The 25680-nt window shown below is 67.9% G+C and carries 18 protein-coding genes; 5 read left to right on the plus strand and 13 right to left on the minus strand.

The genetic code is table 11. The features are described 5' to 3' along the window. Positions 1-7: 7 nt before the first annotated feature. Positions 8-394, plus strand: coding sequence for a hypothetical protein (locus INP52_RS06830; RefSeq protein ID WP_194370256.1), 387 nt, complete (start codon positions 8-10; stop codon positions 392-394). 174 nt (positions 395-568) lie between these two features. Here the strand turns inward: INP52_RS06830 and ruvB are convergent, their stop codons facing one another. The 7 genes from ruvB to dnaE form a co-directional block, all read right to left on the minus strand. Beyond that, positions 569-1633 (minus strand): Holliday junction branch migration DNA helicase RuvB, encoded by a 1065-nt coding sequence (ruvB, locus tag INP52_RS06835; protein ID WP_194370258.1) that lies wholly within the window; start codon positions 1631-1633, stop codon positions 569-571. Continuing rightward, the gene (gene ruvA / locus INP52_RS06840) at positions 1633-2265 is read right to left on the minus strand and encodes a Holliday junction branch migration protein RuvA (RefSeq protein WP_194370260.1); all 633 of its coding nucleotides are present in this window, start codon (positions 2263-2265) and stop codon (positions 1633-1635) included. Before ruvA ends, ruvB begins: the two co-directional genes overlap by 1 nt. Beyond that, on the minus strand, positions 2262-2768 hold the full coding sequence (gene ruvC / locus INP52_RS06845) for a crossover junction endodeoxyribonuclease RuvC (protein ID WP_194370262.1): 507 nt from the start codon (positions 2766-2768) through the stop codon (positions 2262-2264). Before ruvC ends, ruvA begins: the two co-directional genes overlap by 4 nt. A gap of 65 nt (positions 2769-2833) precedes the next feature. After that, positions 2834-4654, minus strand: coding sequence for a nitrilase-related carbon-nitrogen hydrolase (locus INP52_RS06850; protein WP_194370264.1), 1821 nt, complete (start codon positions 4652-4654; stop codon positions 2834-2836). Positions 4655-4783: 129 nt separating this feature from the next. Beyond that, positions 4784-5164 (minus strand): desulfoferrodoxin, encoded by a 381-nt coding sequence (locus INP52_RS06855; protein ID WP_194370266.1) that lies wholly within the window; start codon positions 5162-5164, stop codon positions 4784-4786. 85 nt (positions 5165-5249) lie between these two features. After that, a complete protein-coding gene (locus INP52_RS06860) occupies positions 5250-6731 on the minus strand; it encodes a hypothetical protein (protein ID WP_194370268.1) in 1482 nt (493 codons plus the stop codon). 76 nt (positions 6732-6807) lie between these two features. Next, positions 6808-10635, minus strand: a complete 3828-nt coding sequence (dnaE, locus tag INP52_RS06865) for a DNA polymerase III subunit alpha (RefSeq protein WP_194370270.1) — start codon at positions 10633-10635, stop codon at positions 6808-6810. Between the two features lie 804 nt (positions 10636-11439). Here dnaE and INP52_RS06870 point away from each other — a divergent pair. From INP52_RS06870 to INP52_RS06880, 3 genes are read left to right on the plus strand one after another with little or no spacing between them, the layout of a single operon-like run. Beyond that, positions 11440-13044, plus strand: coding sequence for a DUF438 domain-containing protein (locus INP52_RS06870; RefSeq protein ID WP_194370272.1), 1605 nt, complete (start codon positions 11440-11442; stop codon positions 13042-13044). 13 nt (positions 13045-13057) lie between these two features. Beyond that, positions 13058-13702: a cupin domain-containing protein gene (locus INP52_RS06875; protein WP_194370274.1), complete on the plus strand. Its 645-nt coding sequence runs from the start codon at positions 13058-13060 to the stop codon at positions 13700-13702. A 49-nt stretch (positions 13703-13751) separates the two neighbouring features. Next, on the plus strand, positions 13752-14285 hold the full coding sequence (locus INP52_RS06880; RefSeq protein WP_194370276.1) for a methylated-DNA--[protein]-cysteine S-methyltransferase: 534 nt from the start codon (positions 13752-13754) through the stop codon (positions 14283-14285). 258 nt (positions 14286-14543) lie between these two features. On the opposite strand, the gene INP52_RS06885 is transcribed toward INP52_RS06880, so the two are convergent. From INP52_RS06885 to INP52_RS06905, 5 genes are all read right to left on the minus strand, one after another. Next, a complete protein-coding gene (locus INP52_RS06885; RefSeq protein ID WP_194370278.1) occupies positions 14544-17996 on the minus strand; it encodes a UvrD-helicase domain-containing protein in 3453 nt (1150 codons plus the stop codon). Next, a complete protein-coding gene (locus INP52_RS06890) occupies positions 17993-21274 on the minus strand; it encodes a PD-(D/E)XK nuclease family protein (RefSeq protein ID WP_194370280.1) in 3282 nt (1093 codons plus the stop codon). Before INP52_RS06890 ends, INP52_RS06885 begins: the two co-directional genes overlap by 4 nt. Continuing rightward, positions 21265-21684, minus strand: coding sequence for a Trp family transcriptional regulator (locus INP52_RS06895; RefSeq protein WP_332307358.1), 420 nt, complete (start codon positions 21682-21684; stop codon positions 21265-21267). Before INP52_RS06895 ends, INP52_RS06890 begins: the two co-directional genes overlap by 10 nt. 412 nt (positions 21685-22096) lie before the next feature. Beyond that, a complete protein-coding gene (locus tag INP52_RS06900; RefSeq protein WP_194370282.1) occupies positions 22097-22408 on the minus strand; it encodes a hypothetical protein in 312 nt (103 codons plus the stop codon). Positions 22409-22927: 519 nt separating this feature from the next. Further along, positions 22928-23584 (minus strand): FGGY-family carbohydrate kinase, encoded by a 657-nt coding sequence (locus INP52_RS06905; RefSeq protein WP_194370284.1) that lies wholly within the window; start codon positions 23582-23584, stop codon positions 22928-22930. A gap of 300 nt (positions 23585-23884) precedes the next feature. Between INP52_RS06905 and INP52_RS06910 the strand changes: the two genes are divergently transcribed. Continuing rightward, positions 23885-24250 carry a phage holin family protein gene (locus INP52_RS06910; RefSeq protein ID WP_194370286.1) on the plus strand — a complete coding sequence of 122 codons (366 nt, stop codon included), beginning with the start codon at positions 23885-23887 and terminating at the stop codon, positions 24248-24250. A gap of 101 nt (positions 24251-24351) precedes the next feature. Here INP52_RS06910 and fucO read toward each other — a convergent pair whose 3' ends face one another. Continuing rightward, positions 24352-25512 (minus strand): lactaldehyde reductase, encoded by a 1161-nt coding sequence (gene fucO / locus INP52_RS06915; RefSeq protein ID WP_194370288.1) that lies wholly within the window; start codon positions 25510-25512, stop codon positions 24352-24354. Positions 25513-25680 lie beyond the last annotated feature (168 nt).

Consider the following 25680-nt stretch of genomic DNA (forward strand, 5'->3'; position numbering starts at 1 on the left):
AGACCCCATGAACGAGAGTCATGAGCTAGAAACCGCCGCCGAGCTTTTGCTCGGACACGTCCTGCCCAAGCCGGGCACGCTTGTGTTGGACGCGGACGGGCTGGAGTTCATTGCCGACGAGGGTGCCATGCACGAACGGCTGGCTTGGGGCGAGCTTGCACAGGTCCGCTGCGACATCTTCCGAGGGCGCATACGCTCCATCGAGTTTCATGACGCCACGGGGCGCGTCACCCTCTACGCCGCAGACGATGGCGTGGGCGTCCTGCGCGCGATCGCCGCCCACGCGGGACGCGACAAGATTGTCTCCATCAACGACGAGGCGATGCAGGCCCCCAGCCTGCTTAATCGCCTCCGTGCGTGGCGCGGCGGGAGCACGACACATACGAACGCGTAGCGTACGGACCCGCTCACGAATCGAGGGCTATGGCACGACTGGGTCCCTTGGGGCGTGCCGCAGCCCTCTATGTATGCGCAAAGCGTCGGCGCACGTGCCCTGGGTCCGGATTCGTAAGCGAGCCACAGCACGCCTTCATGTGCACCCCCTGCGTGCCCCGCGCGCCTGCGCCGCCTAGCGCGTGGGAGGCTCCAGGCCCAGGTGATCGAAGGCAGCCAGGGTGGCCTGGCGACCCTGGGGCGTGCGCACGATGAGCCCGCGCTGCAGGAGGTAGGGCTCGTAGACGTCCTCTAACGTCGAGGGGTCCTCCGAGACCGCGCTCGCGACCGTGGTGAGGCCCACGGGACGCCCCCTGAAGGTTCGACAGAGGGACGTGAGGATGCGCACGTCCATGGTGTCCAGCCCCAGAGCGTCGATCTCGAAGAACTCGAGGGCCTCGGCGGCGACCTCGGCGCTGATGGACCCCGTGGCCTTGACCTGGGCGTAGTCGCGCACACGCTTGAGCAGGCGGTTGGCCAGGCGGGGAGTCCCCCGCGAGCGCGAGGCGATCTCGGCCGCGCCCTGGGCGTCAATCTGGACGTCCAGAATCTGTGCCGAGCGCCCCACGATGACCGCGAGCTCCTCAGGCGTGTAGTAGTCCAGGCGATACGAGATCCCAAAGCGGTCTCGCAGGGGCCCCGTGAGCAGGCCGGTCCTCGTGGTGGCCCCCACGAGGGTGAAGCGCGGCACGTCGATTCTGATGGAGCGCGCCGCCGGGCCCTTGCCGATCACGATGTCCAGGAAGAAGTCCTCCATGGCGGGATAGAGGATCTCCTCGATCTGGTGATTCAGGCGATGAATCTCGTCCACGAACAGGACGTCGCCCTCCTCGAGGTTGGTGAGGATGGCCGCGAGGTCGCCGGCGCGCTCGATTGCGGGCCCGGAGGTCGTGTGCATCTTGGCCCCCATCTCGTTGGCCACGATGCCGGCGAGCGTGGTCTTGCCCAGCCCCGGGGGCCCCGAGAAGATCACGTGGTCGAGCGCCTCGCCGCGGTCGCGGGCGGCCTGGATGAGCACGCGCAGGTTCTCGCGGACGCGCTCCTGGCCGATGTAGTCGTCGAGCGTGTGCGGCCTCAGGGTGCGGTCCTGGTCGAGGTCGTCGGACGTGAGGTCTCCGGACACCTCGCGCGCGGTCGAGCGACCCGCCGCGGGGGCGGGATTGGGTACGCCGAAGAGGTCCTTCTCGCCCGCCTCCCACATCAGCGACCACTCCCCAGACGGCGCAGCGCGTAGGCGAGGACCTGCTCGATCGTGGTGGCGCCCGCCTCGTCATGGCCCTCGAGGGCGAGCTCGGCCTCGGGGGAGGTGAAGCCCATGGAGAGCAGGGCCTCGGTGGCCTCGGCCGTGGCCCCTGAGGCACCCGAAGCCAGGGGCAGCGAGGCCGCACCCGGTTCGGAGAGGCCCACAAGGCCCCTGAGCTCGACGTTTTTGGAGAAGACGTCCGAGAGCTCCACGAGCAGCCGGCTCGCCTTCTTGCGGCCGACGCCAGGTACCTGCGCCATGCGCGTCGCGTCCTGGGCGCTCACGACCTGGGCCAGCACCGCGGGCGAGAAGGTGGACAGGACCGAGAGCGCAAGCTTGGGTCCCACGCCCGAGATGGCGCGAAGCTGGTCAAAGAGGGCGCGCTCGTCGCGCGTGGCAAATCCGTAGAGCTCCATCGCGTCCTCGCGCACGATCATGCGGGTGAGGACGGTGACGCCGGCCTCGCCCACGTGCGGCAGAGCCGCTGCCGTGGTCGACGAGACGCCGAGCTCGTAGCCCACGCCTCCCACGTCGACCACCACACGCGCGGGCAGCACCTCGACGAGCGTGCCGGTCAGCTGGACTATCACGAGAGCGCCCTCCTTTCCTTGCCGAGCCGCTCGGTCCTGGAGACGTTGGCATGGCACACCGCGGCCGCCAGAGCATCGGCGGCGTGATCGGGATGCGGCTCGTGGTCCAGGGCGAGAATGTTCTTCACCATGTATGTGACCTGATGCTTGTCGGCCGCGCCCGTGCCCACGACGGCCTGCTTGATCTGCATGGGCGTGTACTCCCCCACCGAGAGGCCAGCCGTCGAGCATGCCACGATGGCCGCTCCGCGCGCCTGGGCCGTGGCGATGGCGGACTTGGTGTTCTCGCCGAAGTAGATGCCCTCAATGGAGAGCTCGGTGGGGCCGTACTTCTCGATCACGCGCCTGAGCTCCGTGTAGATTCTTCCCAGGCGCAGGTCGATGGACTCGTGTGCCTGGGTGACCACGCAGCCGTACGACCGCGCCCTACAGACGGGACCGCGCGTCTCGACGACGCCCCAGCCCGTGTGGGCGAGTCCCGGATCTATGCCAAGGATGACCATGCGCCTTCCCCTTGAGAGCGAACTAATGTTCGTTACATGGTAGCACAGGGCACGCGCGACCCACGTCAGTTTTCCGAGAAGGGCCCCTGCCAGAACGGCTGCGAGGAGCCTCCCGAGGACCCATGGCGGCCGCCCCCCTCCCCGGGCGCACCGGAAGACGAGAGCCCCCCGCCCAGAGAGAAGTCGCGCAGGTAGCCTAGGAGGTCGTGGACGTCCTTCTCGCGGCGATACGCGGCTGAGGCCGCGGACTCGTCGTCGTCCTCGTCGTTGGCATCCTCCTGGACGAGGGTGGAGAAGGCCTTCTCGTCAAGGCGCTCGGAGTCCTTGCGCGGGCGGTCGCGCCAGGCGAGCCCCTGCGGGCCGCGCGCCTCTGCGAGGGTCTTGGAGGACAGGGCTATCTGCATGCCGCAGTCCGCACGCAGGGGCTCGACCGCGTGCAGGCGCTCGAGGACAGACGCGACCAGGGCGGCGTGGCCGTGCTCGGACACGATGTCGGAGAGGGACTGCTCCCACTCGAGGTAGCTCGACAGCACGAGGTCGACGAACATCAGGCGCGTCTCCGCCGACGCTAGCTCGTCGAGGCCGGCGAGGCCCTCCGCTGGAAGCGAGACGTCCGCCTGCGCGGGAATGACCGGGGAGATCGTGTTGCGCAGGTGCGCGAGGGCCACGACGTCGGAGCGATAGAGGTCGCCCAGCGGCATGAGGCGGGCCGCCCCCACGCCAACGGGAGCCTCGAGCGCGAGCGCGGTCTTGTCCCAAGAGCCGAGCGCCAGGGCCCCGCTGTGACGCGCAAGGGCGGCGAGACGGACCTCGGCGAGGTCGCGCGCAAGGGTGGGGTCACTCTCGCCGCGCGCGTCGGCGCGCTCGACGTTGTGCTCGGGAAGGCGCAGGTTGCGCACGAGCTCGGCCGTCGCCTCGTCGGCCTCGCGCTCCCCCGTTTGGAGGACGAGGGCGTGCACGTGCGTGGGGCCCAGCGCGTCGACGGCGAGGGTGGCCACGAGCAGGGAGCAGAGGTCAGGATCCACGAGAACGCAGACGTCGGAGCAGCCCTGCCGAGCGACCGTCTCGCGCAGCCCCAGGGTCAGCGCGCCCCAGGTCGTGAGCGGCGCGTCATAGACCTCGGGCGTGAGGGGGCTCTCGAGCGGGCCCTCTGAGGAGGGGTCCACGTCGCAGACGAGCAGGGCCTCCTCGAGGCCGGGGGCCTGCGCGGCAAGCTCCCCCCAGGGGGAGAGCACGAAGCTCGAGCCGCAGAACACCTGGTCACCGTAGCAGCCAACGGGTCCCACGCCCACGATCCAGGCACCCGTGGTCTCCGCGTCGACGGGGAAGCGCCCCTCGGCGAGCGAGGTCCCCAACGCGCTCGAGACGTCGTCGGTCGCAAATCCATAGCTGGACAAGAACACGATGACGTCGACGTCGTAGTCATAGTCATCGTAGTCGTCGAGGTCCTCGTAGGTGAAGGCGATGCCCAGGCGCGCACCGGCGAACTCGAGCTCGGGAAGCGGGCTCGCGGCGGCGTCCTCGTCGTCGGAGGCCTCGGAGCCGGCCATGGACTCCAGGTACGCCGAGAGGCGCACGGGAACGACGTCGCCCTCTGACAGGAGCAGCGCCTCGGACATGGGAGCCCCCTCGATGTCGGAGAGCACGGGAACCAGGCAGGGGCAGGCGGCCTCCTCGGAAAGGCGCGTCAGGGACTCGGCCAGGTCCAGAAGGAACCCCTCTCGGTCCCCGAAGGCCACCGGCGTGGTACCGCACAGCGCCGGCGACGGAAAGACGACGAGGTCGGCCCCCGTGTCGGCGGCGCGGCGCGCATAGTCGACCATGCGCTCCACCGTGCGCTCGAAGTCGCCCGCACGCGTGCTCATCTGGGCAATGGCGATCTTCATGGCCGTGCCTCTCTTCTTCGTCGGTACCCTATCGTTCCATGATAGCGGTCCTGCGCACCGCGCACGAATTCGTAAAAAGGACGGGGCCCCGGTCTCCCGAGGCCCCGTCCCGCGCGCAGATGCGACGACCTACGCCTCGGCCTTCCAGAGGCCGTGGACGTTGCAGTACTCGTAGACCGTCACGTCCTTGCCGGCGGGCACGTCAAACGTGGCCTCGGGAACGTCGCCCGGCTTGAGGTACGTGAGGGCGACGGAGCCCTCGTAGGCGACGGCGATCCACTGGATGTAGTGCTCCTTGAGCATGGGGTGATCGACGGAACCGATGTGGGCCGTGAGCTTGTCGCCCTCGCGCGTGACGACGGGCACGTGCTTCTCGGTGGCGGCGTCCGTGGAGTCGGCCACGAGCAGCTCCATGGGCTCTCCGCAGCAGACGGGCACGGGACCACCATCGTTGATGACAGCGACGATGTTCCCACAGTGATTGCAGCGATAGAACTTGATCTCGGCCATAGCTGTTCCTCTCTCTTCTTTTCGCGAATCAAGGCCGCCCCTCCGGCGACATGACATCTCCTATGATACCCGCCCCGCGCGGAGGTTAGTACGTCGCCCCACGCTCTTCATCCGCTCGGGAGTCGCGGGGTGCGCCCTCGTAGAAGCAGCCCATGTTGAGCCGGCTCGTCCACTCCCCGATGGTGTGAGCGAACCCGCAGCGCGCGTACACGCCTGAGAAGCGCCCGTTGAACAGGTAGAGCCCCTCCATGTTGGACGCCTCGGCAAAGCCCAGCTCGTCGGACATGTCCGGCTTGCCGCGGTGGGGGCCGTCCACGAGGGTCCCCCTCAGGCAGGCCGTGCGGTACTGCTCCGCGTAGCGCTGGACGACGCCGCCCTCGCGTGCGGTGACGGCCAGCTCGCGGTGCCACTCCTCGGGCGTGGCGTCGAGCCCGGCGAGCACGCCGACCGAGTTGTAGCCGCCCGCCGGCTTCACGATCCAGGCGTCCTTATCGGAGAAGCGCGCCAGATCGCTCCGTGGCGTGAGCACCTCGGTGTAGGGGACGTGCTCGTGAACGAACCGCAGTTCGTCGGGGGTGAAGACCTCCGCGGCCGCGTCGCTCCACAGCACTGCGAAGACGGTCTTCGTGGCGCAGGGCCAGGTGCGAAACCCGCCGATGACGCAGGCGAGGTTCTCCCCGACCGCGCGGACCAGGGCGTCTCTGCCCGCGCAGGACTTGCCCCATAGCTCTCCGGTCACGGCGCGGCGCCAGACGCAGTCGAGGGGACCGGCTGCGTCGGCCAGGCGCGCCTGCCCGGGCAGCGCCTCCTCTACGCGCAGGTCGCGCACGTCGGCGAAGCGCGCGTTGACGCCGCGGGCGCGCAGGAGCTCCACGAAGTGGCGCACATCTTCCTCGTCGATGCTCTCGGCGAAGTCCACGATGGCCAGATCCAGGGGCTTGTCCGCCGCCGACGCCCCACTCCAGCCCCGGTACGTCTCGAGAAGCGCGTCGACCCAGGAGCCGCAGATGTCCGGGGACCACAGGCCCGGGTGGGCCGCCTCGAACTGCGCGAACGACGGGGAGAGGCGAATCGCGTGGGCGATCTCGTCGCTTACGACCATGCCGGCCGAGCCGTCGGTGTTGAGCTCGCAGAACTGGTAGGCGCCCGTCTCCTCGTTGAGGAAGACGTCCACGCGCGCGAGCGGGATCTGCTGCTCGTAGCCCATGTCAAGGAGGCAGAGCTGCTCGAGGCCGGCATCGAGGGCAAACTGGGCCCGGATGGTCGGGCTCGTGTGAAACGCGCGGGTGAGCTTGTCCATGATGGCACCCATGGTCTCGGCGGCGTCACGCAGGAGCTCCACGGTGGGAGCGTCGAAGACCTTGGGCGTGAGCGCCCAGGGCGTGGGGTCACCGTGGTAGAGGGCGTGCGTGCCGGCAAGGTAGGAGTCGCCCCGGGCGCGGCCGGACGCGTCGCCGTCCCGAGCGCGGACTATCTGGTTGAACTCGTCCTCGAGTGCGCGCGAGCCGAGCCTCATGTCGCTCCCCGCGTCATTCTCTTCATCGTCTTCCACGTCATTCTCTGTCATGCTGCCTGCCTCCCCGTCTGGCGATTGCTCTTACGCACCCGGGGCCTCTCCGAACGCGCATCCCTGAGACCCCTCCCTACGCCACCTTGACGCAGCCGCCCGAGCCCACCAGGTCGATCATCTCGGCCAGAAGGACCATGTTGTGCGCGTCGACGCGGCAGGGCAGCTCCATGCACATGACGTCGCCGCACGTCGACTCCACGCGCAGCTCGACGTGGTCGAGGCCGGGATAGCGCGCGAGGATCCTCCCCAGGCTGTCCATGTAGGAGCGCGTAAGCAGCGAGGAGGGCATGTTCACCTCGAGGACCTTGGGGCGGTTGGACTTCTCGTCCAAGACGAGCGGCTCCACGGACAGGCAGATGATCTGGTTCCCGCGATCCGAGCGCTCGAGCTTGCCCTCGACCTTCACGAAGACGTCGGAGGCCGAATCGCCGGTCTCCTCGTCCACCTCGCCGGCCAGGGTCGCCGCGCACTTCTTGTAGAGCTTGGGGAAGACCACGAGCGTGACCTCTCCCTCCATGTCCTCGAGCGTGACGATGGCCATGGAGTCGCCGTTCTTGGTGGTCTTCTTCTGCACGGCCGTGACCATCCCCGCCAGGCGCAGGGGCTTGCCCTCGGCCACCTTGAAGCGCTCACGGACGCCGCCCGAGGGGTCGGCCACCTCCTCGGAGACCTCGATGTCGGCGATCGTGTAGTCGCGGTTCTTGGCCAGCGCGTACTCGTAGGGGCGCAGCGGGTGGTCGGAGACGTACAGGCCCAGGACCTCGTGCTCGCGGGAGAGCTTGATCGAGCGGTCCCACTCCACGTTGTCCGGCTCGGGGATGCTGCTCTCGAAGCCTGAGCCCTCCACGTCGCCGAAGAGGTCGAACATTGAGAACTGCCCGACGGCGCGCTGCTTCTGGCGCCGGGTGGCGGCGTCGACGACGTTCTCGGGGTTGGTCTTGTCCACGAAGCGCATGAGCTGCATGCGCGTGTAGCCGGTGGAGTCGAAGGCCCCCGAGCAGATGAGCGCCTCGACGACGCGGCGGTTGGCCTGGCCGGAGTCCATGCGGTCCACGAAGTCGTGCAAGTTCTTGAAGGGGCCGGCCTTCTCGCGCTCGGCCATGATGGCCTCGCCCACGCCCTCGCCCACGCCGCGGATGCCCGCGAAGCCAAAGCGGACGCCCTCGCTCGTGGCCGTGAAGTCGCGGCCCGACTCGTTGATGTCGGGGGGCAGGATGTCCACGCCCTCGTGGCGGTAGGCGGTGACGTAGTGGACGATCTTGTCGGTCTTGCCCATGTAGCTCGTGAGGACCGAGGCCATGTACTCGCGCGGGTAGTGGGCCTTGAGCCAGGCCGTCTGCATGACGAGGATGGCGTAGCCGGCCGAGTGGGACTTGTTGAACGCGTAGGAGGCGAACTTCAAGACGTCGGCCCAGATGCGCTCGGCGAGCTCGCGCCTGTAGCCATTGCGCTCGGCTCCGTTGGTCCAGTGCGCGTGCATGGTCTCGTCGGTGCCGTCGTCCCAGTGCTGGACCGTCTCCTCCATGAGCTTGATCTTCTTCTTGGCCACGGCCTTTCTGACCTTGTCGGACTCGCCCGCCGAGAAGCCCGACATCTTCATGGAGATCTGCATGACCTGCTCCTGGTAGACGATCGTGCCGTACGTCTCCTCCAGGATGTCGGCGAGGCGGTCGTCGTAGTAGACGACCTCCTTCTTGCCGTTCATGCGGTCGATGTAGTCGGTGACCATGCCGGCGCCCAAAGGGCCGGGGCGGTACAGGGCGATAAGGGCGACGACCTGCTTGTACTCGGTCGGCTTCATGCCCTTGATCGTGGACGTCATGCCTGCGGACTCGATCTGAAAGACGCCCGCGGTGCGGCCCTCGCGCATGAGCCGGTAGATCTCGGGGTCGTCGAAGGGGATCTTGTCCACGTCTATGTCGATGCCGTAGTTGGCCTTGATGTTGGCCTTGGCGCGGCTGATGACCGTGAGGGTGCGCAGGCCCAAAAAGTCCATCTTGAGCAGGCCCATGTCCGCGACCGAGTGGCCCTCGTACTGGGTGATCTCGACGCCGCCCTTGGTGTCCATCTTGGTGGGCACGTGGTCGTTGACGGGCGTGGGGGCTATGAGGACGGCGCAGGCGTGGACGCCCTCGCCGCGGTGCAGGCCCTCGATCGAGAGCGCGGCGTCGATGATGCGCGTGGCGTCGGGGTCGGTCCGGTAGGCCTCCTCGAAGTCCGGGGAGTACTGGTCGGGGGCGTCATCGGACTTGTGCAGAGCGTGGTCGAGCGTGAGCCTAGGGTCGTTGGAGATCATCTTGGAGAGCTTCTGGCCGGCCCAGACGGGAAAGCTCAGCACGCGCGCGGCGTCGTTGATGGCCTGCTTGGCCTTGATCGTGGAGTAGGTGATGACGTGGCAGACGCGCTCGGGGCCGTAGAGCTGGCGGACGTGCTCGACGACCTCGAGGCGGCGCTCGTCGTCGAAGTCCATGTCGATATCAGGCATCTCAGAGCGCTGCGGGGACAGGAACCGCTCGAACATGAGGCCGTTCTCGAGCGGGTCAAACGTGGTGATGTCCATGGCATAGGCCACGATGGCGCCGGCGGCAGATCCTCGTCCCGGCCCCACGCCGATGCCGTTCTGCTTGGCCCACCTCACGTACTCCTGGACGATGAGGAAGTAGTCGGCGAAGCCCTTGTCGCAGATGATCTTGTACTCGTACTCGAAGCGCTCCGAGACGTTGGTCCCGGCGACCACCGTGTTCTTCCAGTCAGGGCCGTAGCGGCGGGCGAGCCCCTCCTCGCACTCCTTGCGGAAGCGCTCCTCGGAGGTCTCGCCGGGCGCGAGGTCAGGGAACTTGGGCAGGTACATGTGGGTCCAGTCGAGCTCGTAGCTGCACTTGTCGGCGACCTCGAGGGTGTTTTCGATGACCTCGGGCGCCCACGAGAAGAGCTCGCGCATCTCGTCCTCGCTCTTGAGGTAGAACTCGGAGCCCGTCATGCGCTTGCGGTTGGCGTCGTCGAGCTTGGAGGCCGTGCCGATGCAGCTGAGCACGTCCTGGGTGGGGGCGTCGTCGCGCGTGAGGTAGTGGTTGTCGTTGGTGGCGATGACCTTGATGCCCAGCTCGTGGCCGAGGCGCACGATCTGCTCGGAGAGGGTGCGGTCGCTGAAGCCGCCCCAGCTGGGGTCGGACAGGCCGTGGTCCTGGACCTCGAGGTAGAAGTCATCGCCGAAAATCTCGCGGTACGTGAGCGCCCAGAGGCGCGCCTCGTCGGCGCGACCGGCGAAGTACATCTGCGGGATGATGCCCGACACACACGCCGAGCTGCAGATGATTCCCTCATGGTAGCGGCGCAGCATCTCGAGGGTCGTGCGCGGGTAGTAGTAGAACATGTCACCCGAGGCGGCCTCGGACATCATCTTCATGAGGTTCACGTAGCCGCGCTCGTTCTTGGCCAGCAGTATCAGGTGGTAGCGGTGCTGCTTGGTGCCCTTCTCGATGCAGTCGTCCGTGATGAAGTAGGCCTCGCAGCCAAAGACGGGCTTGATCGTGAGGGAGGGCCGGTTGGCCTGCACAGCCGCGAGGTCGTGCGCCTGGCCCCAGACGCGGACGTCCGAGGCCCACTGCGCGTGGGCGCAGTCGTGACCGGCGGCCTCTGCGGCGTCGGCGGGGGGCTCCTCGAGCTCCCAGCCCTTCTCGAAGCACTCGACGTCGTGCTTCCACTGGTGCATGTCCTGCTGGGCATCGTTGTACTTGCGGCACTCGAGGTCGAACTCGGGAACGCCGAACATGTAACCGTGATCCGTGAGGGCCAGGGCCGGCATCTTGAGGTCGACGGCCCGCCTGACCATAGCCGGCACGCGCGTGGCGGCATCCAGGATCGAGAAGTCCGAGTGATTGTGAAGGTGAACGAAGGCCATGGGGCTCCTTGCGTGCGTCGTCGCGTCGGCGTGCGGGCAGCGTACGGGCGGGATGCGGGCAGCGGCGCGTCAGTTTATCGCCTTCTAGAATAGCCTAAGGCGCGGGCGCGCACAGGCCGCAACGCATGGGCACGAGCTGCGCTTCATTGCTTTTGCGCAGGTCAAAGATGCAGAGTTTCTCCGCAAACGGAGGTCTTCTCGCACCTGCCGGCCCCTCCCCGCGCGCCGTTGCCCGAAGATATGAGAATTGGGGAGCAAGTTTTATGAATGACGGGCCTGAGACGACCGGCGCGCGTCTGCCAACTGGAAAAACGCTGTCACCGGCGTCAAAAAGAAGAGTGCAGCGTCAAGAACTCGCCCCCCATTCCACCCGTGGCGCGATGCGGCCCCTCTGGGCAGACGGACACACGGCCCTAAGCGTCACCAGGCAGCCCCCGTCCGTCACCTCGCGTATCTTGCGACGTGCGGCACGTGAACGAGAGGCTTTCGAGCACGCTGAGCGGTCGCAGTTTGGACCTTCGACACACCGGAGGAGCTGGCACCAGCCTCGATTTTAATATTTCTTCGCGCTAACGGGCTGATCTGAGATTCACGCTACGCAAACCAGCATTTTTATCATCAGAACGCCGGTTTGCGTAGCTGCTTCGTCAGCGGGCATTGCGGCGAAGCGAGGCGAACCGGCCTTCTTTGGGATTCCATCTTTCTTGTTGGTATGACAACGTCATTCTCATAGCAATCCAGTAGGATTTAGCCATACGGTCAGAAGAGGGGGCGATTTATCCCCCAGCGAATAGGAGACGCGCCATGAAAAAGACGCTCGACCTTAAAAAGACGGTGTACGAGCTCGTCGCTGCGGACCCCGAGGTAAAGGACGTCATGGTCGCCCTGGGGTTCAAGGACATCACCAAGCCGCTGGCGCTCGACACCGTCGGCAAGATCATGACCATCCCCAAGGGGGCCGCAATCAAGGGAATCGACCTCACGCAGGTGATTTCCACCTTCGAGGAGCGTGGATTCGAGATTGTCGGCACCACCGACTCCGCCGAGGCCAGCCTCGGCCTCACGGAAGTCGCCGATGCGCCCACGCCAGCCCCAGCCGCTCAGGACGCGCCCGCCGACACCCCCGAGGCACGCGCCGAGCTGCTCAAGGGCTACGTCGCGCGTCTCTCGGCAGGCGAGGACCTTGAGGTGGTGCGCGCCGAGTTCGTGCGGAACTTCGAGAGCGTCGACGCCGCGGAGATCGCGCGGGCCGAGCAGGAGCTCATCCAGGGTGGCGCCAAGGTCTCCGACGTGCAGAGGCTCTGCGACGTCCACTCGGCGCTCTTCCATGGGGCGACCATGCAGGAGCAGCTCATCGCCCGTGCGGGGGCAGCCGTGCGGGAGAAGCTGGGAGAGTCAGCCGGAGAAGCGGGAGCTCCGGCCAAAGACGCCTCCCAGGAGACGGCCGCGCTCGCGTGCTCCCGGATAGACGGCCACCCCGTCAACGTGTTCATGCGGGAGAACGAGTCGATCGCCGCCCTCATCGCCGCCGCGCGGGCGAGCCTTGCCTCCGAAGCCTCCGCGCAGCAGACCACCGAGAAGCTCCAGGACCTGCGCTGTGCCACCGTGCACTACGCGCGCAAGGGCGATCTCATCTATCCGCTGCTCAACCGCACCTACGCCTTCTCTGGCCCGTCCGAGGTCATGTGGAGCGTGGACGACGAGATTCGCGACGAGCTGAGGCTCCTCGCCGAGGCGGGCCCGGCGCTTCCCGACTTCTCCTCGCGCGCCGACAAGGTCCTCACCCGCGCCGAGGAGATGGTCTACAAGGAGAACAACATCCTGTTCCCCCTCTGTGCGCAGCAGTTCTCCGAGGAGGATTGGATGCGCATCTACTACGAGATGAGCGCCTACGAGACCTGCCTTGCCGGGGGCTGCCCCGTCTGGGACGCGGCCGAGGAGAGGCGCGCGGAGCTCAAGACCGTCGGCGGCAGACCCGCCCAGGCCGCACATGAGAACGCCCAAAAGGACGATGGCGCGGGGGCCGGCCTCATCACCCTTGGGAGCGGCCACATGACAGCGTCCCAGATCGAGGCGGTTCTCGACACGGTCCCCATGGAGCTCACCTTCGTGGACGAGGACAACGTAAACCGGTACTTCAACGACGGCGAGAAGCTCTTCAAGCGCCCCGACATGGCGATCGACCGCGACGTCTTCTCCTGCCATCCTCCCAAGGTCGAGACCATGGTGCGTCAGATTCTGGAGAGCTTCCGCACGGGAGAGCAGGATCACGTGGACGTGTGGGCGAACAAGGCAGGCGAGCCGGTCCTCGTCCGCTACATCGCCGTGCGCGACGGCTCGGGAACGTACCTGGGAACGCTCGAGTGCGTCCAGAACATGAGATTTGCCGAGGAGCACTTCAAGGCCTAGGGAGGCCGCGACCATGAACAGGGTTTTCTCCGTAGCGCGCGAGCACGCCCCCAAAGACGGGCTCACCATCTCGACCCCGGCGAGGCTCGCCTCCGAGACCTCGATCACGTGGTTCTCGCTCGGGTCGGGGACCGACATCAGTGCCGAGAGCTACGACGCCCCCGTCCTGTACGTGGGGATGACGGGAGAGGGCCGGTTCGGCAACGGAGCCGTCGACGGTCTGCGCCTGGGCGAGGGCGACGCGCTTCTCGTGGCACCCGACACCCCGTGCGGGGCGTCCACCGAGGAGGGGCTCGTATATGCAGAGGTCATGCCAAGAAAGGATCTGACCATGAACAAGGCAGTGCACGCGGGCGAGGTCTTCAAGCTGGCCGAGCTTCTCCCCTACGAGGACGGGAGCGTCGTCAACATGGACGTCGCATCCAACGAGGCGATGAAGTTCGTCGTCATGGCGTTCGACGACGGCCAGGCGCTGAGCCCGCATCGGGCCCCCGGCGACGCGCTCGTCTTCGCCCTTGAGGGCAGGGCCACGATCGGCTACGAGGGAGACGACTACCCCATCGAGGCCGGCCAGACGTTTCGCTTCGAGAAGGGCGGGCTGCACGCGGTCACGGCCAACGGCCGGTTCAAGATGGCGTTGCTGCTGACGCTCAGGTAGCGGCGACGCGGCCGGCCTGGCCAACGTGACTGAAAGCGAGGCATTCGAGATGCAGTACACGAGCCACTACGAGTCTCCGCTCGGGGCCCTCACGCTCGCAAGCGACGGCGAGGCGCTCACGGGTCTGTGGTTCGACGGGCAGAAGCACTTTGCGGCCACGCTCGGCCGTGAGCACGAGGGAGCCGCGCTCGCGGTATTCGCTCAGACCGCGAGCTGGCTCGACACCTACTTCGGTGGCGCGGAGCCTGACTTCGCGCCACCGGTCGCACCGCTCGGGTCCGACTTCAGACAGGCCATCTGGAAGATCATGCGCTCGATCCCCTTCGGTCAGACGACGACCTACGGCCAGATCGCGACGCGCATGGCCGAGGAGCAGGGTCGCGGGCGCGTGAGCGCGCAGGCAGTCGGAGGCGCCGTGGCCCACAACCCGATACTGATCATCTTCCCCTGTCACCGGGTCGTGGGAGCGCAGGGGAGCCTGACCGGCTACGCTGGCGGCATCGACAAGAAGACGTGGCTCCTCGAGCACGAGGGCACGAACATGGACGGGCTCTTTTGCCCCCGTCGCAGCACGGCACCGTAGGCCCGGTCGAGAAGTCCGGAGTAGCGGCCGGCGTTTTCGAAAACGCCGGCCGTCAAAACGCCGCCCGTCAGAACTGCGCCCTAAATTGGGGCACTACTTTTATATTTGAGACACCATTTTGGTATCTAGAGTTTTTTTACCTGGGAAAACGCTGGAAACGTCTCGCTCCCAAGCCTCTTTACATCAAAAAAGCGCCCCAATCGTGCGAGAGGGCCGAGCAGTCGAGAGGGGCTAGGGTTTCGAGAAAAGCGCAGCTTTTCAGGCCGGGCGCTCAAACTCGTAGCGGATGACGAGGGGCTCGCCGGGGGCGTCCGGGTCATCGCGCTCCACGCAGACGAAGGCACAGTCCACACGCGCGTAGCCCTCGGCGAGAAGGACCCCCGCATAGAACTGGGCCTGCAGCGCGTGGCGCGCCCGAACCTCGTCGAGGGAGAGGCCCGCGTCGCCGGTCTTGTAGTCCACGACGAGCGCGCGCTCAGAATCGGCATCCGTGCAGAGCAGGTCGAGAGCGCCCTCGAGGTAGTCACCATGAGGAGAGTCGACGCGCTGGAAGAACGGGACCTCGGCGCGGACGAGCCCGTGGGAGAGGGCCTCGGCGCGCACGTGCGAGCCCGACCAGCGCGCGAGCGCGGCCCTGAGGCGCCCCTCGGCGCGCACGGAGAGGTTCCAGCGGCGCGTCATGGCCTGGACCTGGGCCTCATGGGGCGTGTGCCCGGACTCGACCATCGCCTGAGCGAGCTCGTGGAAGGCCGAGCCCAGGCTGGTGGCGCGGTCGGCGTCCTCGGCCGCGAGGGCACCTGCGTCCTCGCGCTCGTCGCGCCCGGGAAGCTCCCGCGCGCCCGCGTGGGCGTCACCGGCGAGCTCCTCGTGCACGCGCGAGTAGCTGAAGACTCCCGCGCGGGCGCGCCAGGTGCCGAGGGCCCCCGGCGCCGGGGCCTCCGGCGCATAGAGGTCGAACGGCTCCGGCTGGGAATCGGGAGCAGCCTCGGGGGCCGGGCCTGCATCGCCGTCACTGGCATCGCCCTCCTCGCCTGCATCGGCGTCGTCCTTCTCCACGATCGCGCAGCGCACGGCCGCGGGCTCGCTGCCGCCGTAGTCCACGCTCGTCTCGCCTGCCGTGCCCGCGTCGACGCCCAAGGCACCGAGCGCGGCCGCCGCGAGCTTCGACGAGACGCCCGCCTTGCCGGCGGAGGCGTCTATCCCCAGCACGAGCGCCTCGCGGGCGCGCGTGAGCGCCACGTAGAGCAGACGCGCCTTCTCCTGGGCCTCGGCCTCGTCGTCTGAGGCTCGTGCCGCGAGATAGCGGGCGGCGAGCAGCGGCTCCTGGGACTTGTCGGCGCTCGGCTCGAGCTCCTCGGGGTCCACGTGCGCAAGGCTCAGAGGGTCCTGGGGACGCAGGACGAAGGAACGCCGGCCATCCGCGCCCGACGCAAAGGCGAGCGCGGAGTCCCCCGCGGAGTTGCCCCAGCACTCGGCCACCGCGCAGACGGGAAACTCGAGCCCCTTCGACGCGTGTATCGTCATGACGCGCACCGTGCCGCCCGCGTCCCCCTCGTCGGCGCCCGCGAGAGACGCCGGCGCGATCTTGGACGCCGCGAGCCACAGGTCGAACTCCGTGGCCGCCCGCGCCGCGCCCAGGCCCAGGCTCTGCGTGAGGTCGCGCACGTAGCGCACGGCCGCGAGCACGTTGGCGGCGCAGGCCAGCCCCGCCGCCCCCGCCGCCTCGAGGCGCGCGAGCCAGCCGGAGTCGCGCGCCACGTCCGCGCAGACGTCGGCCACCGGGCGCGTGGCCACGTCGCCGAGGGCCCGGACGAGCACGTCGTGCGCACGAACGAGCCGGGCTGAGGGCTCGTGTCCCCCGTAGAACACCATGTCTAGGAGACCCCGGTCAATCGGGCGCTTGGTGGGGGCGTCGAGCTTGTCCTGCAGGCGCGTGCCGAGCTCGCAGAAGTCATTGGCGTCGAGCCCGAACATCTCGCTCGCGAGCAGCGGGAACAGACCTGACTGGGTGTCGGTCGGGTTGGCGAGCGTGTGGAGCAGCGCGCAGACGACCTTGACCTCGTCGGTTGACGTGAACGTGGAGCCGCCCGTGACCACGCACTCCATCCCCGTCTGGCGTATGGCGTCGATGTAGAGGTCGGCGTGGGTGGTCACGCCCAGAAGAAGCGCCATGCCGCCGGGGCGCTCCCCGTGGTCTCGATAGCGCGCGAGGGCCTCGGCGACCTGAGCGGCCATGGCCTCCTTGCGCGCCGCCGTCATCCCCCTGGACGAGCCCCCCACGACCTCGACGTCGATGCGGGGCAGCCCGCGCGCCCGATAGGCGTCTTTTCTGATGGGACAATCGCCCAGGTGCATGAAGCCGCTCATCGTTCCCGCCACAGAGGGGCCCCCGCCACCCGTGGCCACGCGCTCCACGAACGAGAGCACGTCCGCGTGGCTGCGGTAGTTGGTGTCCAGCCGCACGGCCCCGCCCGCGTCCACGGACTCCCCCCGCGACCGGAAGACCCCCACGTCGGCGCCGCGGAAGCGATAGATCGACTGCTGGGCGTCGCCCACGGTGCACAGGTGGCAGGCCCCCTCGCCGGAGAGCAGGCCGATGAGCTCGAGCTGCATCTCGTCGGTGTCCTGGAACTCGTCGACCATCACGAGGCGGAAGCGCCCGACGTAGTCACGGCGCACGCTCTCGTGGTCGCGCACGGCGAGAAGCGCAAGGCGCACGAGGTCGTCGTTGTCCAGGCAGCTCCCCTGGCGCTTGAGCTCCCCGAAGCGCGCCTCCACGCACCGGGCGAGCTCGAGGAGCTCGTCGGCGAGCGGGGCCACCCGGACGAGCTCGGCCTCGGCGCGCGCGAGCTCGAGAGCGGACTTGACGGCCGCGACCTCGGCGGAGATGGCCTTGGACGCGCGCGGGACGCTCACAGCCGCAAGCGTCTCTCGCACGGCTTCGCTCGTGCGCGCACCGGGGGCGAGCCCCTCGTAGGCGCGCAGGGCCTCGAGCGACGGCACCACCGATGCCACCGCTGCGGGCGTGAGCCTGCACGCCGCAAGCTCCTCCGTGCGCGCCGCGAGGGCGCGCACGGCCTCATTGAGGCTCTGCTCGTTCGCCGTCGCAGGCGCAAAGGCACCGAGCCCGTCCGCCTGGGCGTGCCCCTCGCGCACGAGGCGCTCGACACGCTGCATGACGCCGCCCTTGTAGCCGTTCTGGGGACTGTAGACTCCCAGGTCGTACTCCTTGAAGGCTCCTGCGAAGGCGGGGTCGCGCCGGGCGTCGCGCATGACGTCGTCCATGGCGCGGGCGAGAAGCGCCGCGGCCTCGGATCCCTCCGCCACGCTGAAGGCGGGATCGAGTCCCAGGTCGAGCGCGTGGCGGTGCAGGATGCGCGAGCACATGGCGTGAATCGTGGAGATCCACGCGTCATCGACCGCGAGCGCGGCCTGTCCCATGTGCGCGCGGCGCAGGGTGGAGCGCACGCGCTCCTTGATCTCGCGCGCGGCGGCCTCGGTGAACGTGATCACGAGCACCTGGTCGAGGCCGTCCAGGAAGGGCGCGCCGCCCGCGCCCGAGCCGGGAGCGAGCGCCCACGCCACGCGCTTCGTGAGGGTGAACGTCTTGCCCGACCCGGCGCCCGCCTCCACGAAGAGGGGCCGGTCGAGCGTCGTGGCAATACGCCGCTGCGGCTCGTTGAGCCCGGAGAGGTCGACAGTGCCGCTCACTTCCGGAGCCTCCTCTCGCAGTTCAGGACCGGGCAGTACGAGCAGGCGCCCGCTTCCAGGGGGCACGCCTCGATGTCGCCGGCGAGCAGGCGCTCGATGCGTCCGGCGATGGCCTCCTCGCAGGCGTCGAGCAGGGCCTGCATGCCGCGGGCCTCCCCCGTGCGCCCGAAGCTGGCCGTGCGAGGAACCGCGACGCGCAGGGCGCGGCGAGACGAGGGGAGCTCCTCGCCGAAGACGGGCTCGAGCGCGTCGTCGTCCACGGCACCGGCGAGGGCGTGGCCGCCCTTCGTGCAGAGGTAGACCGCCGCGCGCACCGTGAGGTCCGGGAAGGCGCGTCGCACGACCTGGCCGTAGATGAGCGACTGCACGCGCCGGGGCAGCGCGAACGCGCCCGCGGGGGCGCCCTTGGGACCAAAGACGTCGTACTCGCGCGCGAAGCCGGCATCGGACTTATGCTTGTAGTCGATGACGACGGCCTGCCCGTGGGCGTCCACGTCTATGCGGTCGACGGTGCCCACGATCCGCACGCCCGCATAGCTCACCTCGGCCCCGCCGCGCCCGAACCCCCACTCGAAGAAGCGCGGCTCGTAGCCCACGAGCATGCGGCCCTCAAAGTCCAGGAGCGTCGAGAGGTCGCGACGCAGCCCCTGGACCTGAGCGTGCTCCTGCGCGCTGTGCGCGACGAGTGCCTGCGGGAGCGGGCGGCGACCGCCCGCGAGCTGGTACTGATGGGAGAGGTGCGCGTCGAACTCCTCGGAGAGGATCTGGCGGGCCTCCTCGAGCGCCTCCGCGTCTGAGGTGGACGAGCCCGGCAGGCGCACGGTGGGGTCAGCCTGCGCGCGGGCGAGAAGCCCCTCGACCGCGGCGCGGTACGTCTCGTCCTGTAGGGCCTCAGGGGTCTGGGCGCGCAGCTCGGCGAGCAGGTGGCCCCTCTCGGCGCGCTCGGAGGCGCGGGCAAGGAGCTCGCGGTGCGTGACCTCGAGGACGCGGTGGACGAAGGTGCCCAGCTCGGCACCAGTGAAGCGGGCGTCGGCGTCGCGCAGCCTCAGGCGGCGCAGGCTGAACCACTTGTACGGGCACTCGAGGTAGGTCTCGATCTGGGACGCCGAGAGCAGAGGAACCCCCTGATCCACCGGCATGCCCTCGGGCGGGGGCAGCACGAGGGCGCGCTCCCGCGCGGAGATCCTCCCGGCGGGCGCGGGCGTCTCACGTGCCTGCCAGGCGGGGGCGACGCCCGCGCACGAGGCGTTCTCGCGCACGAGGCCCTCCCCCCTGTTGACCACGTTTTCCCGGCCCAGCGCGTCCGCGAGCTCTGACGGACGCGCGTCGGCCGCGACGCCGTAGCACGCGAGGAGCTCCGTCATCATCACGGAGGGATACGCGAGCCTGCCGTCCACGCCAAAGAGCAGTCGCTCGAGCACGAGCGTCTGCCGCGGGACGCGCACGAGCGCCGAGAAGCGCGCGCGGACCCGGTCCATGGTGTGCGGAAGCGGCTCCACGCCATAGGAGGCGAGCAACGCCGTGCGCACGTCGTCGGTAGTCGGGACGGCCGACTCCGTGGAGGTCTGGCCCAGGAGCACGAGGGCGTCGGTCGAGCCCGGGGCCAGGCGAGCCGCCGAGGCCACGTCCATGAGGCGCACCGCGCAGGCGGCTCCCTCCACCGCCCGCTCGGGGCGCAGGCTCACGCGCACGCGCGCGAGCGCCGCGTCGGCCATGGCCACGAGCTCGACGAGCGAAATGGCCCCCGAGTCCTGCGGGTTGGCCGTGAGGCCGAGCTCCTTCAGGCTCTTGGCCACGCCGAGCACGGCCGTGAGGGCACCGATCGCCTGGGGGGCCGCGGGGCTCGCGACCTTGTCCCCCCGTACGTAGGGGGCCAGGAGCTTAGAGGCGGCCGACCCCAGCCGCCCGCGCAGAAGCTCGCGCGTGGCGGAGGCGACCTCGAAGGAGACGTCCTTCTCGGACTGGAGGCGCTCGAGCACCGCGGCGGGCGTGAGCAGGCGGTTCGAGCGCCACTCGGCGTCGAGCCTGCGCGCGCGAACCGCGTCCAGGTGGGAGACGTCGCTCAGCAGGAAGTCCGAGAGGGAGCGAGGGGGCCACCAGGACATGTCCCCCAGGCTCACCCGCACGCCCCCTGCCGCCGGAGCGGGCGCGGGCCAGCTCTGGGCGAGCTGGTCGAGCTGGGCCACCGTGCGCGCGAACTCGAGATAGGCGCGCCCCGCCTCGAGCTCGCCGGAGGGCACGCTCAGCTGGGCGCGGACGGACACGCCGCGCGCGGCGAGACGCGTGGAGAGAGCGTTCCAGGCGGCGCGCGGGTCGGGTGCCGCGAGTATCACGTCGTGCGCGCCCGCGTCCGCGAGCGCGCGGACCTCGCGGGCCACGAGCTCGCCCTCGGCCGAGGGGCCGGCCGGCAGGGCGAGCCGCAGCGCCCCCGTGGGCTCCACGAGGCGCTCCGCCGGCAAGAAGAGCCGCGCGAGCACGTCCGAGAGCTCTGATGCGCGGACGGCGACGGACGTCTCTGGGTCCGCCACCGGCTCCGGATCCGCGGCTCCCTCCACGACCTGCGGCCCCCTCGCACGCGCGAGTGCGCAGAGCTCGTCCGCGAGACGGGAGGCCTCGGCCGAGGCGGGGCCCGCGTCCAGGCGTGCCACGAACGTGACCTCATGCGTCGCGGCCAGGCCGCACACGAGCTCGCGCGCCGCGCGGGTCATCTCGTCGAAGCCCACGAGCACGAGCGGGTCCACCTGCGCCCCGGCGACGTCGAGCGCCTGCGGCAGGGCGGCCATGACCGAGCACTCCTCGACGAGGCCGCATGCGTCAAGCTGATCCGCATAGGCGTCGACGAGCGCCACCACGCTGGCCTCGGCGTCGCTCACCGCCTCCGGGGTCGCGGTGCGGGCCATGAGCCAGGGCATGCCCGCGCGCGCGAGGTCAGCGAGAAGCGAGGCCGTGCCGGGGTTGTCGCGCACGGCTGCTTCCAGCCCCCCCGCGCGAGAGAGCACGTGCGCGCAGAGTACGTCGCGAGAGACGTCGTCCACCAGGCGACGCCCGTCCCCCCAGACCTCCCAGCGCTCGGCCGCCCAGGCCGCGGGCGTCGTCACGGTGACTCCCAGGGAGAGCCCGCCCGCCGCGGCGAGCGCGCGCTGGGCGTCGAGCGCCTGTGCGAACGACGGCACGAGGAGCGTGGCGCGACCACGCGCGACGAGCGCGCGGCGCAGGGTGTCCGCGACCGTCGCGGCGACGATTCCCTCTTCGGTGGTGCGCACAAGGTTCAGAGGCATGAAGCTCCTCGGGTCTTCTCGCTTCTTGATTGCCGGGACCAGCGTACTCCCCCGGCCGGACAACAATCGCAGGCCCCGCCGGGACTCGGGCAGGACGAGTGCCCTAGCGCTCGGGCGAGGCTCCGTCGAGGCCCGCGAGCACGAGCCGATAGCCGCCGACCGGACCGTTGAGACACTTGGAGACACGCGAGACCGTGGTCGACGAGGCACCCGTGGCATGGGAGACGTCGAGGTAGGAGGCCCCCCCCGGCCAGCATCGTGGCCACCTCGAGACGCTGCGAGAGGTCCTCTATCTCGCGCGGGGTGCACAGGTCCCGCAGAAACCGGCACGCCTCATCCGAGGAGCTCAGCGCGCAGAGCGCCGAGAAGAGCCTCTGAGTCCCATCGCCTGCATGCTCCGTCACGGGCATCCGCACTCCCTGTCTCGATTTCTTCCCACCGTTGCATTTTAGCTCATGAGCGCGGTCCTGCGGCAGCTGCTGAGCACGGAGCGAGGCGGCGGCTGGAGCTTCTCGACGCCACGAACGCTGCAAGCGCCCCGCCGGAAGTCCCCTTGCTTTCTCCGACGGGGCATCTGCGGGGATTTTGTCGCTTAAAGAGCTGCAAGCGCCCCGCTGGGATCCTCTCGATTCTTCCGACGGGGCATCTGCAGCAACTACGATGCCGGAAGAGCCGCAAGCGCCCCGCAGTAGGTCTCCGAGAAGAGCCGAGCGGGGCACGTGCGGCACTCTCCTACCGAAAAGAGCGTGAAGTGCCCCGCCGTTCTTTGAACGACGGGGTGCCACAAGCAGGGGCAGGGAGAAGAGCGCTCGGCTGCGAGCGCTACTCCACCGCCAGCGCGGGACTCACGCGCCGTATGATCTCGGAGACCTCAACGAGGCACTTCTTGAGCCAGCCGAGACTCATCACGTTGCCTGCGAAGTTGATGCTGTCCCCGTTGCTCATCTCGAAGTCGAGGGGGCTGCCCGTCAAGAGGGTCTTCTTCGCAGAGACCTTCTTAACGTCTGCAAAACTCGCCGCGTAGAGGACGTTCTTGTCAGCCTGTTGGGCCTCGGCGAGCGGGCCGCCCACGAGACCTCCCACGGCCCCGAAGGCCCTTCCGAACTCCTTGAACAGGCTCCCCTTGTAGACCACGAGGGCGTCAGCCGTCAGATAGAGGTTGGCCTTCTTGCCACCCTCGCGAAAGTATCCCTCATCCGCCCATGGGGCCCCTGCTGCTCGCTCAGCCTAGCCTCCTTCTTCGGTTAGTTTACGTGCGTCGATTCCCCATATCCTGAGCGGGAGCATCTCCGAAAACGCCCCGCGCGCGGGCATCCTATGCGAGCACCCCGCCGCTCTTTGAACGTTTTCGACAGTCTGGAGGCACCATTCTTGCCCCGAACTGCCGATGGCGTTCAGAGAACGGCGGGCAAGGGCTCGCTCAACATGAGGATCCGCGCCCTTATTGACGCGCTTCTTATGAGCTATTCGTCGAACGGGTCAGCGTGCACGCCCGTACGCGAGGCGATAAGAACGAGCCTCCCATGCGTCGAGCGCGGGGAACATGTCATCGACGAAGTCGTAGGCAATCGATTGCACCTTGCCGAACATAATATCGCGAACTTCGACCATGAACGCCTCAATAGACATCATATCGATGTATTCATGAGCACATTACTCGTGTGTCATGGCCTGCCTAACAGCCGCATGCCAGCCGTCAAGCTTTTCCTTGCGCATCTCATCCGGCATGGACGACAAAAAGGAGACGTGATTAACCTGCTCATAGATAACATTCTCGCTCCATACGCCTACCGCTCGCCCCGCAACAAAGGCTGCGCCCGCTGCAGAAAGTTCCGCGAGACTCGAGGTCACGACGTTCAAACGAGCAACATCTGCCTGCATCTGCATGAGGTAGCCATTGCGCGTAGGCCCTCCGTCAACGCGCAATTCTCTAATGGGGAGGCCCGTGTCCTTACGCAGAGCCGCAACGACATCACCAACCTGATACGGGATACACTCGCTGCAAGCCTTGACCACTTCAGCGCGACCCGTCGTACGCGTAATCCCCGTGAGCAAGCCAGTGGCATCGCTGTCCCACCATGGTGCACCGAGTCCCGTGAAGGCGGAAACGAAGTAGGCACGATCAGTGGGATTGGCTTGTGAAATTATCATTTCCACCTCAGACGAGTCGGAGATGATGCCCAGCTGATCTTTGAGCCAGGAGACCACGGCACCTGTATAGTTGAGATTGCCCTCAAGTACATAGCTCTTCTTGCCGCCAAAATCCCAAGCGACCGACGAGACTAGCCCAGAGGTCGATTCCGCAACCATGTCGCCCGTCTGCATTGACCTATAGCGCGAGAATCCTTTCGGCATCCTAATCCAAACTCGATGACCCAACCACCTATTTCGCAGCTCATGACTCCGAGCTCAGGGCGCTCTCACAAAAGTCGGGATTTCTAGAGTGTCAACTGGGAAAACGTCGATAAGACCGTGACTTTTGTAAGAGCGACATCGAGCATTCATCGCGAGCCCAAACCCAAGAAGAGCCCCGCGAGAGGCGCCACCCATTTTGGGTACCCTTCTCCCTAACCGAAAAGGTCGCCCGAAGCGACCGCAAGGGAGGTCCTCATGCACTTCATCCTCAAGTGGCTCGTCACAGCAATCGCGTGCGCGGTCGCCATCTGGCTCGTACCGGGTATCACGCCCGTGGGCAGCAGCTGGGGGGCGCCGCTTGCGTTCGCGCTCGTGCTGGCCCTGCTCAACGCAACCGTCAAGCCTATCATGCAGCTCATCTCGGCACCCATCACGCTGCTCACCCTCGGCCTGTTCTACCTTGTCGTCAACGCCGTCGTGCTCGAGCTCGCGAGCTATCTCGCGCGCAACATCTTCCATGCGGGCATCGTCATTGACTCACTTGGTTCAGCCATCGTGGCCTCGATCGTCATCTCGCTGGTCAGCATGGTCGTCGGCGGCATCGTGGGCACGGACGCATAGCAAGCACATCGGATGTTTTCTCTCCATCAAAGCGGGGCCCGTCAGCTCTCACGGCCGACGGGCCCCACCTCCTTTTTCTAGCTAATCTGATAAAACGCGCGCTACTTCATGATTTTCTTGAAGAGCTCCACGACGGTCGCGCGATCGGCCTCACGCGGGTTGCCGGGGTAGCAGGCGTCGGCCAGAGCGTCGTCGGCGATCCGGTCAAGGTCATCGGCCGTGATGGCCTCGCAGACCTTGGGGATGTTCACGTCCTCGGAGAGCCGGCGCACGGCGGCGATCGCCGCGTCGGCGGCCTCGTCGACGCTCATGCCCGCGATGTCGACACCCATGGCCTGGGCCACGCGAGCAAGCCGCTCGGTCACGACCGGCTTGTTGAACTCCATGGCGATTGGCAGCAGCATGGCGCAGGCGACACCGTGCGGGGTGTCATAGTGCGCGGAGAGCGTGTGGGCCATGGCGTGGTCGATGCCCAGGCCCACGTTGGAGAAGCCCATGCCGGCAATGTACTGGGCGAGGGCCATGCCCTCGCGACCGCTGCCGGGCTTGCCGCTCTTGGCCTCGGCCACGGCGTCGCGCAGGTTCTTGGAGATGAGCTCGATGGCCTCGAGGTGGAACATGTCGGTGAGCTCCCAGGCGGCCTTGGTGGTATAGCCCTCGATGGCGTGCGTAAGCGCATCCATGCCAGTGGCGGCGGTGAGGCCCACGGGCATGGTGGCCATCATGGTCGGGTCGACGACGGCGACCTCGGGGGCGTCGTTGGTGTCCACGCAGACGAACTTGCGCACGCGCTCGGGGTCGGTGATCACGTAGTTGATCGTGACCTCGGCCGCAGTGCCCGCCGTGGTGGGAACGGCGATGGTGAAGACGGCGTGGTTCTTGGTCGGGGCCTCGCCCTCGAGCGAGCGCACGTCGGCGAACTCGGGGTTGCTCGCGATGATGCCGATGGCCTTGGCCGTGTCCATGGAGGACCCGCCGCCCACGGCCACGATGGAGTCGGCCTGGGCGGCCCTGAAGGCGGCGACGCCGTCCTGGACGTTTTGAATCGTGGGGTTGGGCTTGATCTCCGAGTAGATGCTCCAGGCGATGTGGGCCGCGTCGAGGAGGTCGGTGACCTTGGAGGTCACGCCGAGCTCCACGAGGTCGGGGTCGGAGCACACGAGGACCCTCTTGCGGCCGCGGCGCCCGAGCTCGCCGGGGATCTCCTCGATGGCACCGGCCCCGTGATACGAGATGGTGTTGAGAGCGATGCGATTTGCCATGCTTCTCTCCTTTGTGACAGCCGGACCCTCGCCCGGCGGGCTACGGCTCATCATAGTCCTTATCAACGGGTGCGCCGTAGCTGCGCGTCGCGCGAGTAGGCCATGCGAAACGCGAGGGGTGCCCGCGACCCCCATGGCCGAAAAGACGGCCCCCCAGCCACCTGAGTA

This window comes from Thermophilibacter immobilis, assembly GCF_015277515.1.
GTDB classification, from domain to species: domain Bacteria; phylum Actinomycetota; class Coriobacteriia; order Coriobacteriales; family Atopobiaceae; genus Thermophilibacter; species Thermophilibacter immobilis.

Coding starts and splice junctions, on each gene's coding strand:
- INP52_RS06855 (WP_194370266.1), bottom strand. CDS start 5,164: ATGGCCGAGATCAAGTTCTATCGCTGCAATCACTGTGGGAACATCGTC.
- INP52_RS06910 (WP_194370286.1), top strand. CDS start 23,885: ATGCACTTCATCCTCAAGTGGCTCGTCACAGCAATCGCGTGCGCGGTC.
- INP52_RS06830 (WP_194370256.1), top strand. CDS start 8: ATGAACGAGAGTCATGAGCTAGAAACCGCCGCCGAGCTTTTGCTCGGA.
- INP52_RS06890 (WP_194370280.1), bottom strand. CDS start 21,274: ATGCCTCTGAACCTTGTGCGCACCACCGAAGAGGGAATCGTCGCCGCG.
- dnaE (WP_194370270.1), bottom strand. CDS start 10,635: ATGGCCTTCGTTCACCTTCACAATCACTCGGACTTCTCGATCCTGGAT.
- INP52_RS06870 (WP_194370272.1), top strand. CDS start 11,440: ATGAAAAAGACGCTCGACCTTAAAAAGACGGTGTACGAGCTCGTCGCT.
- ruvC (WP_194370262.1), bottom strand. CDS start 2,768: ATGGTCATCCTTGGCATAGATCCGGGACTCGCCCACACGGGCTGGGGC.
- INP52_RS06905 (WP_194370284.1), bottom strand. CDS start 23,584: ATGGTTGCGGAATCGACCTCTGGGCTAGTCTCGTCGGTCGCTTGGGAT.
- INP52_RS06875 (WP_194370274.1), top strand. CDS start 13,058: ATGAACAGGGTTTTCTCCGTAGCGCGCGAGCACGCCCCCAAAGACGGG.
- INP52_RS06880 (WP_194370276.1), top strand. CDS start 13,752: ATGCAGTACACGAGCCACTACGAGTCTCCGCTCGGGGCCCTCACGCTC.
- ruvB (WP_194370258.1), bottom strand. CDS start 1,633: ATGTGGGAGGCGGGCGAGAAGGACCTCTTCGGCGTACCCAATCCCGCC.
- fucO (WP_194370288.1), bottom strand. CDS start 25,512: ATGGCAAATCGCATCGCTCTCAACACCATCTCGTATCACGGGGCCGGT.
- INP52_RS06850 (WP_194370264.1), bottom strand. CDS start 4,654: ATGAAGATCGCCATTGCCCAGATGAGCACGCGTGCGGGCGACTTCGAG.
- INP52_RS06895 (WP_332307358.1), bottom strand. CDS start 21,684: ATGCCCGTGACGGAGCATGCAGGCGATGGGACTCAGAGGCTCTTCTCG.
- INP52_RS06860 (WP_194370268.1), bottom strand. CDS start 6,731: ATGACAGAGAATGACGTGGAAGACGATGAAGAGAATGACGCGGGGAGC.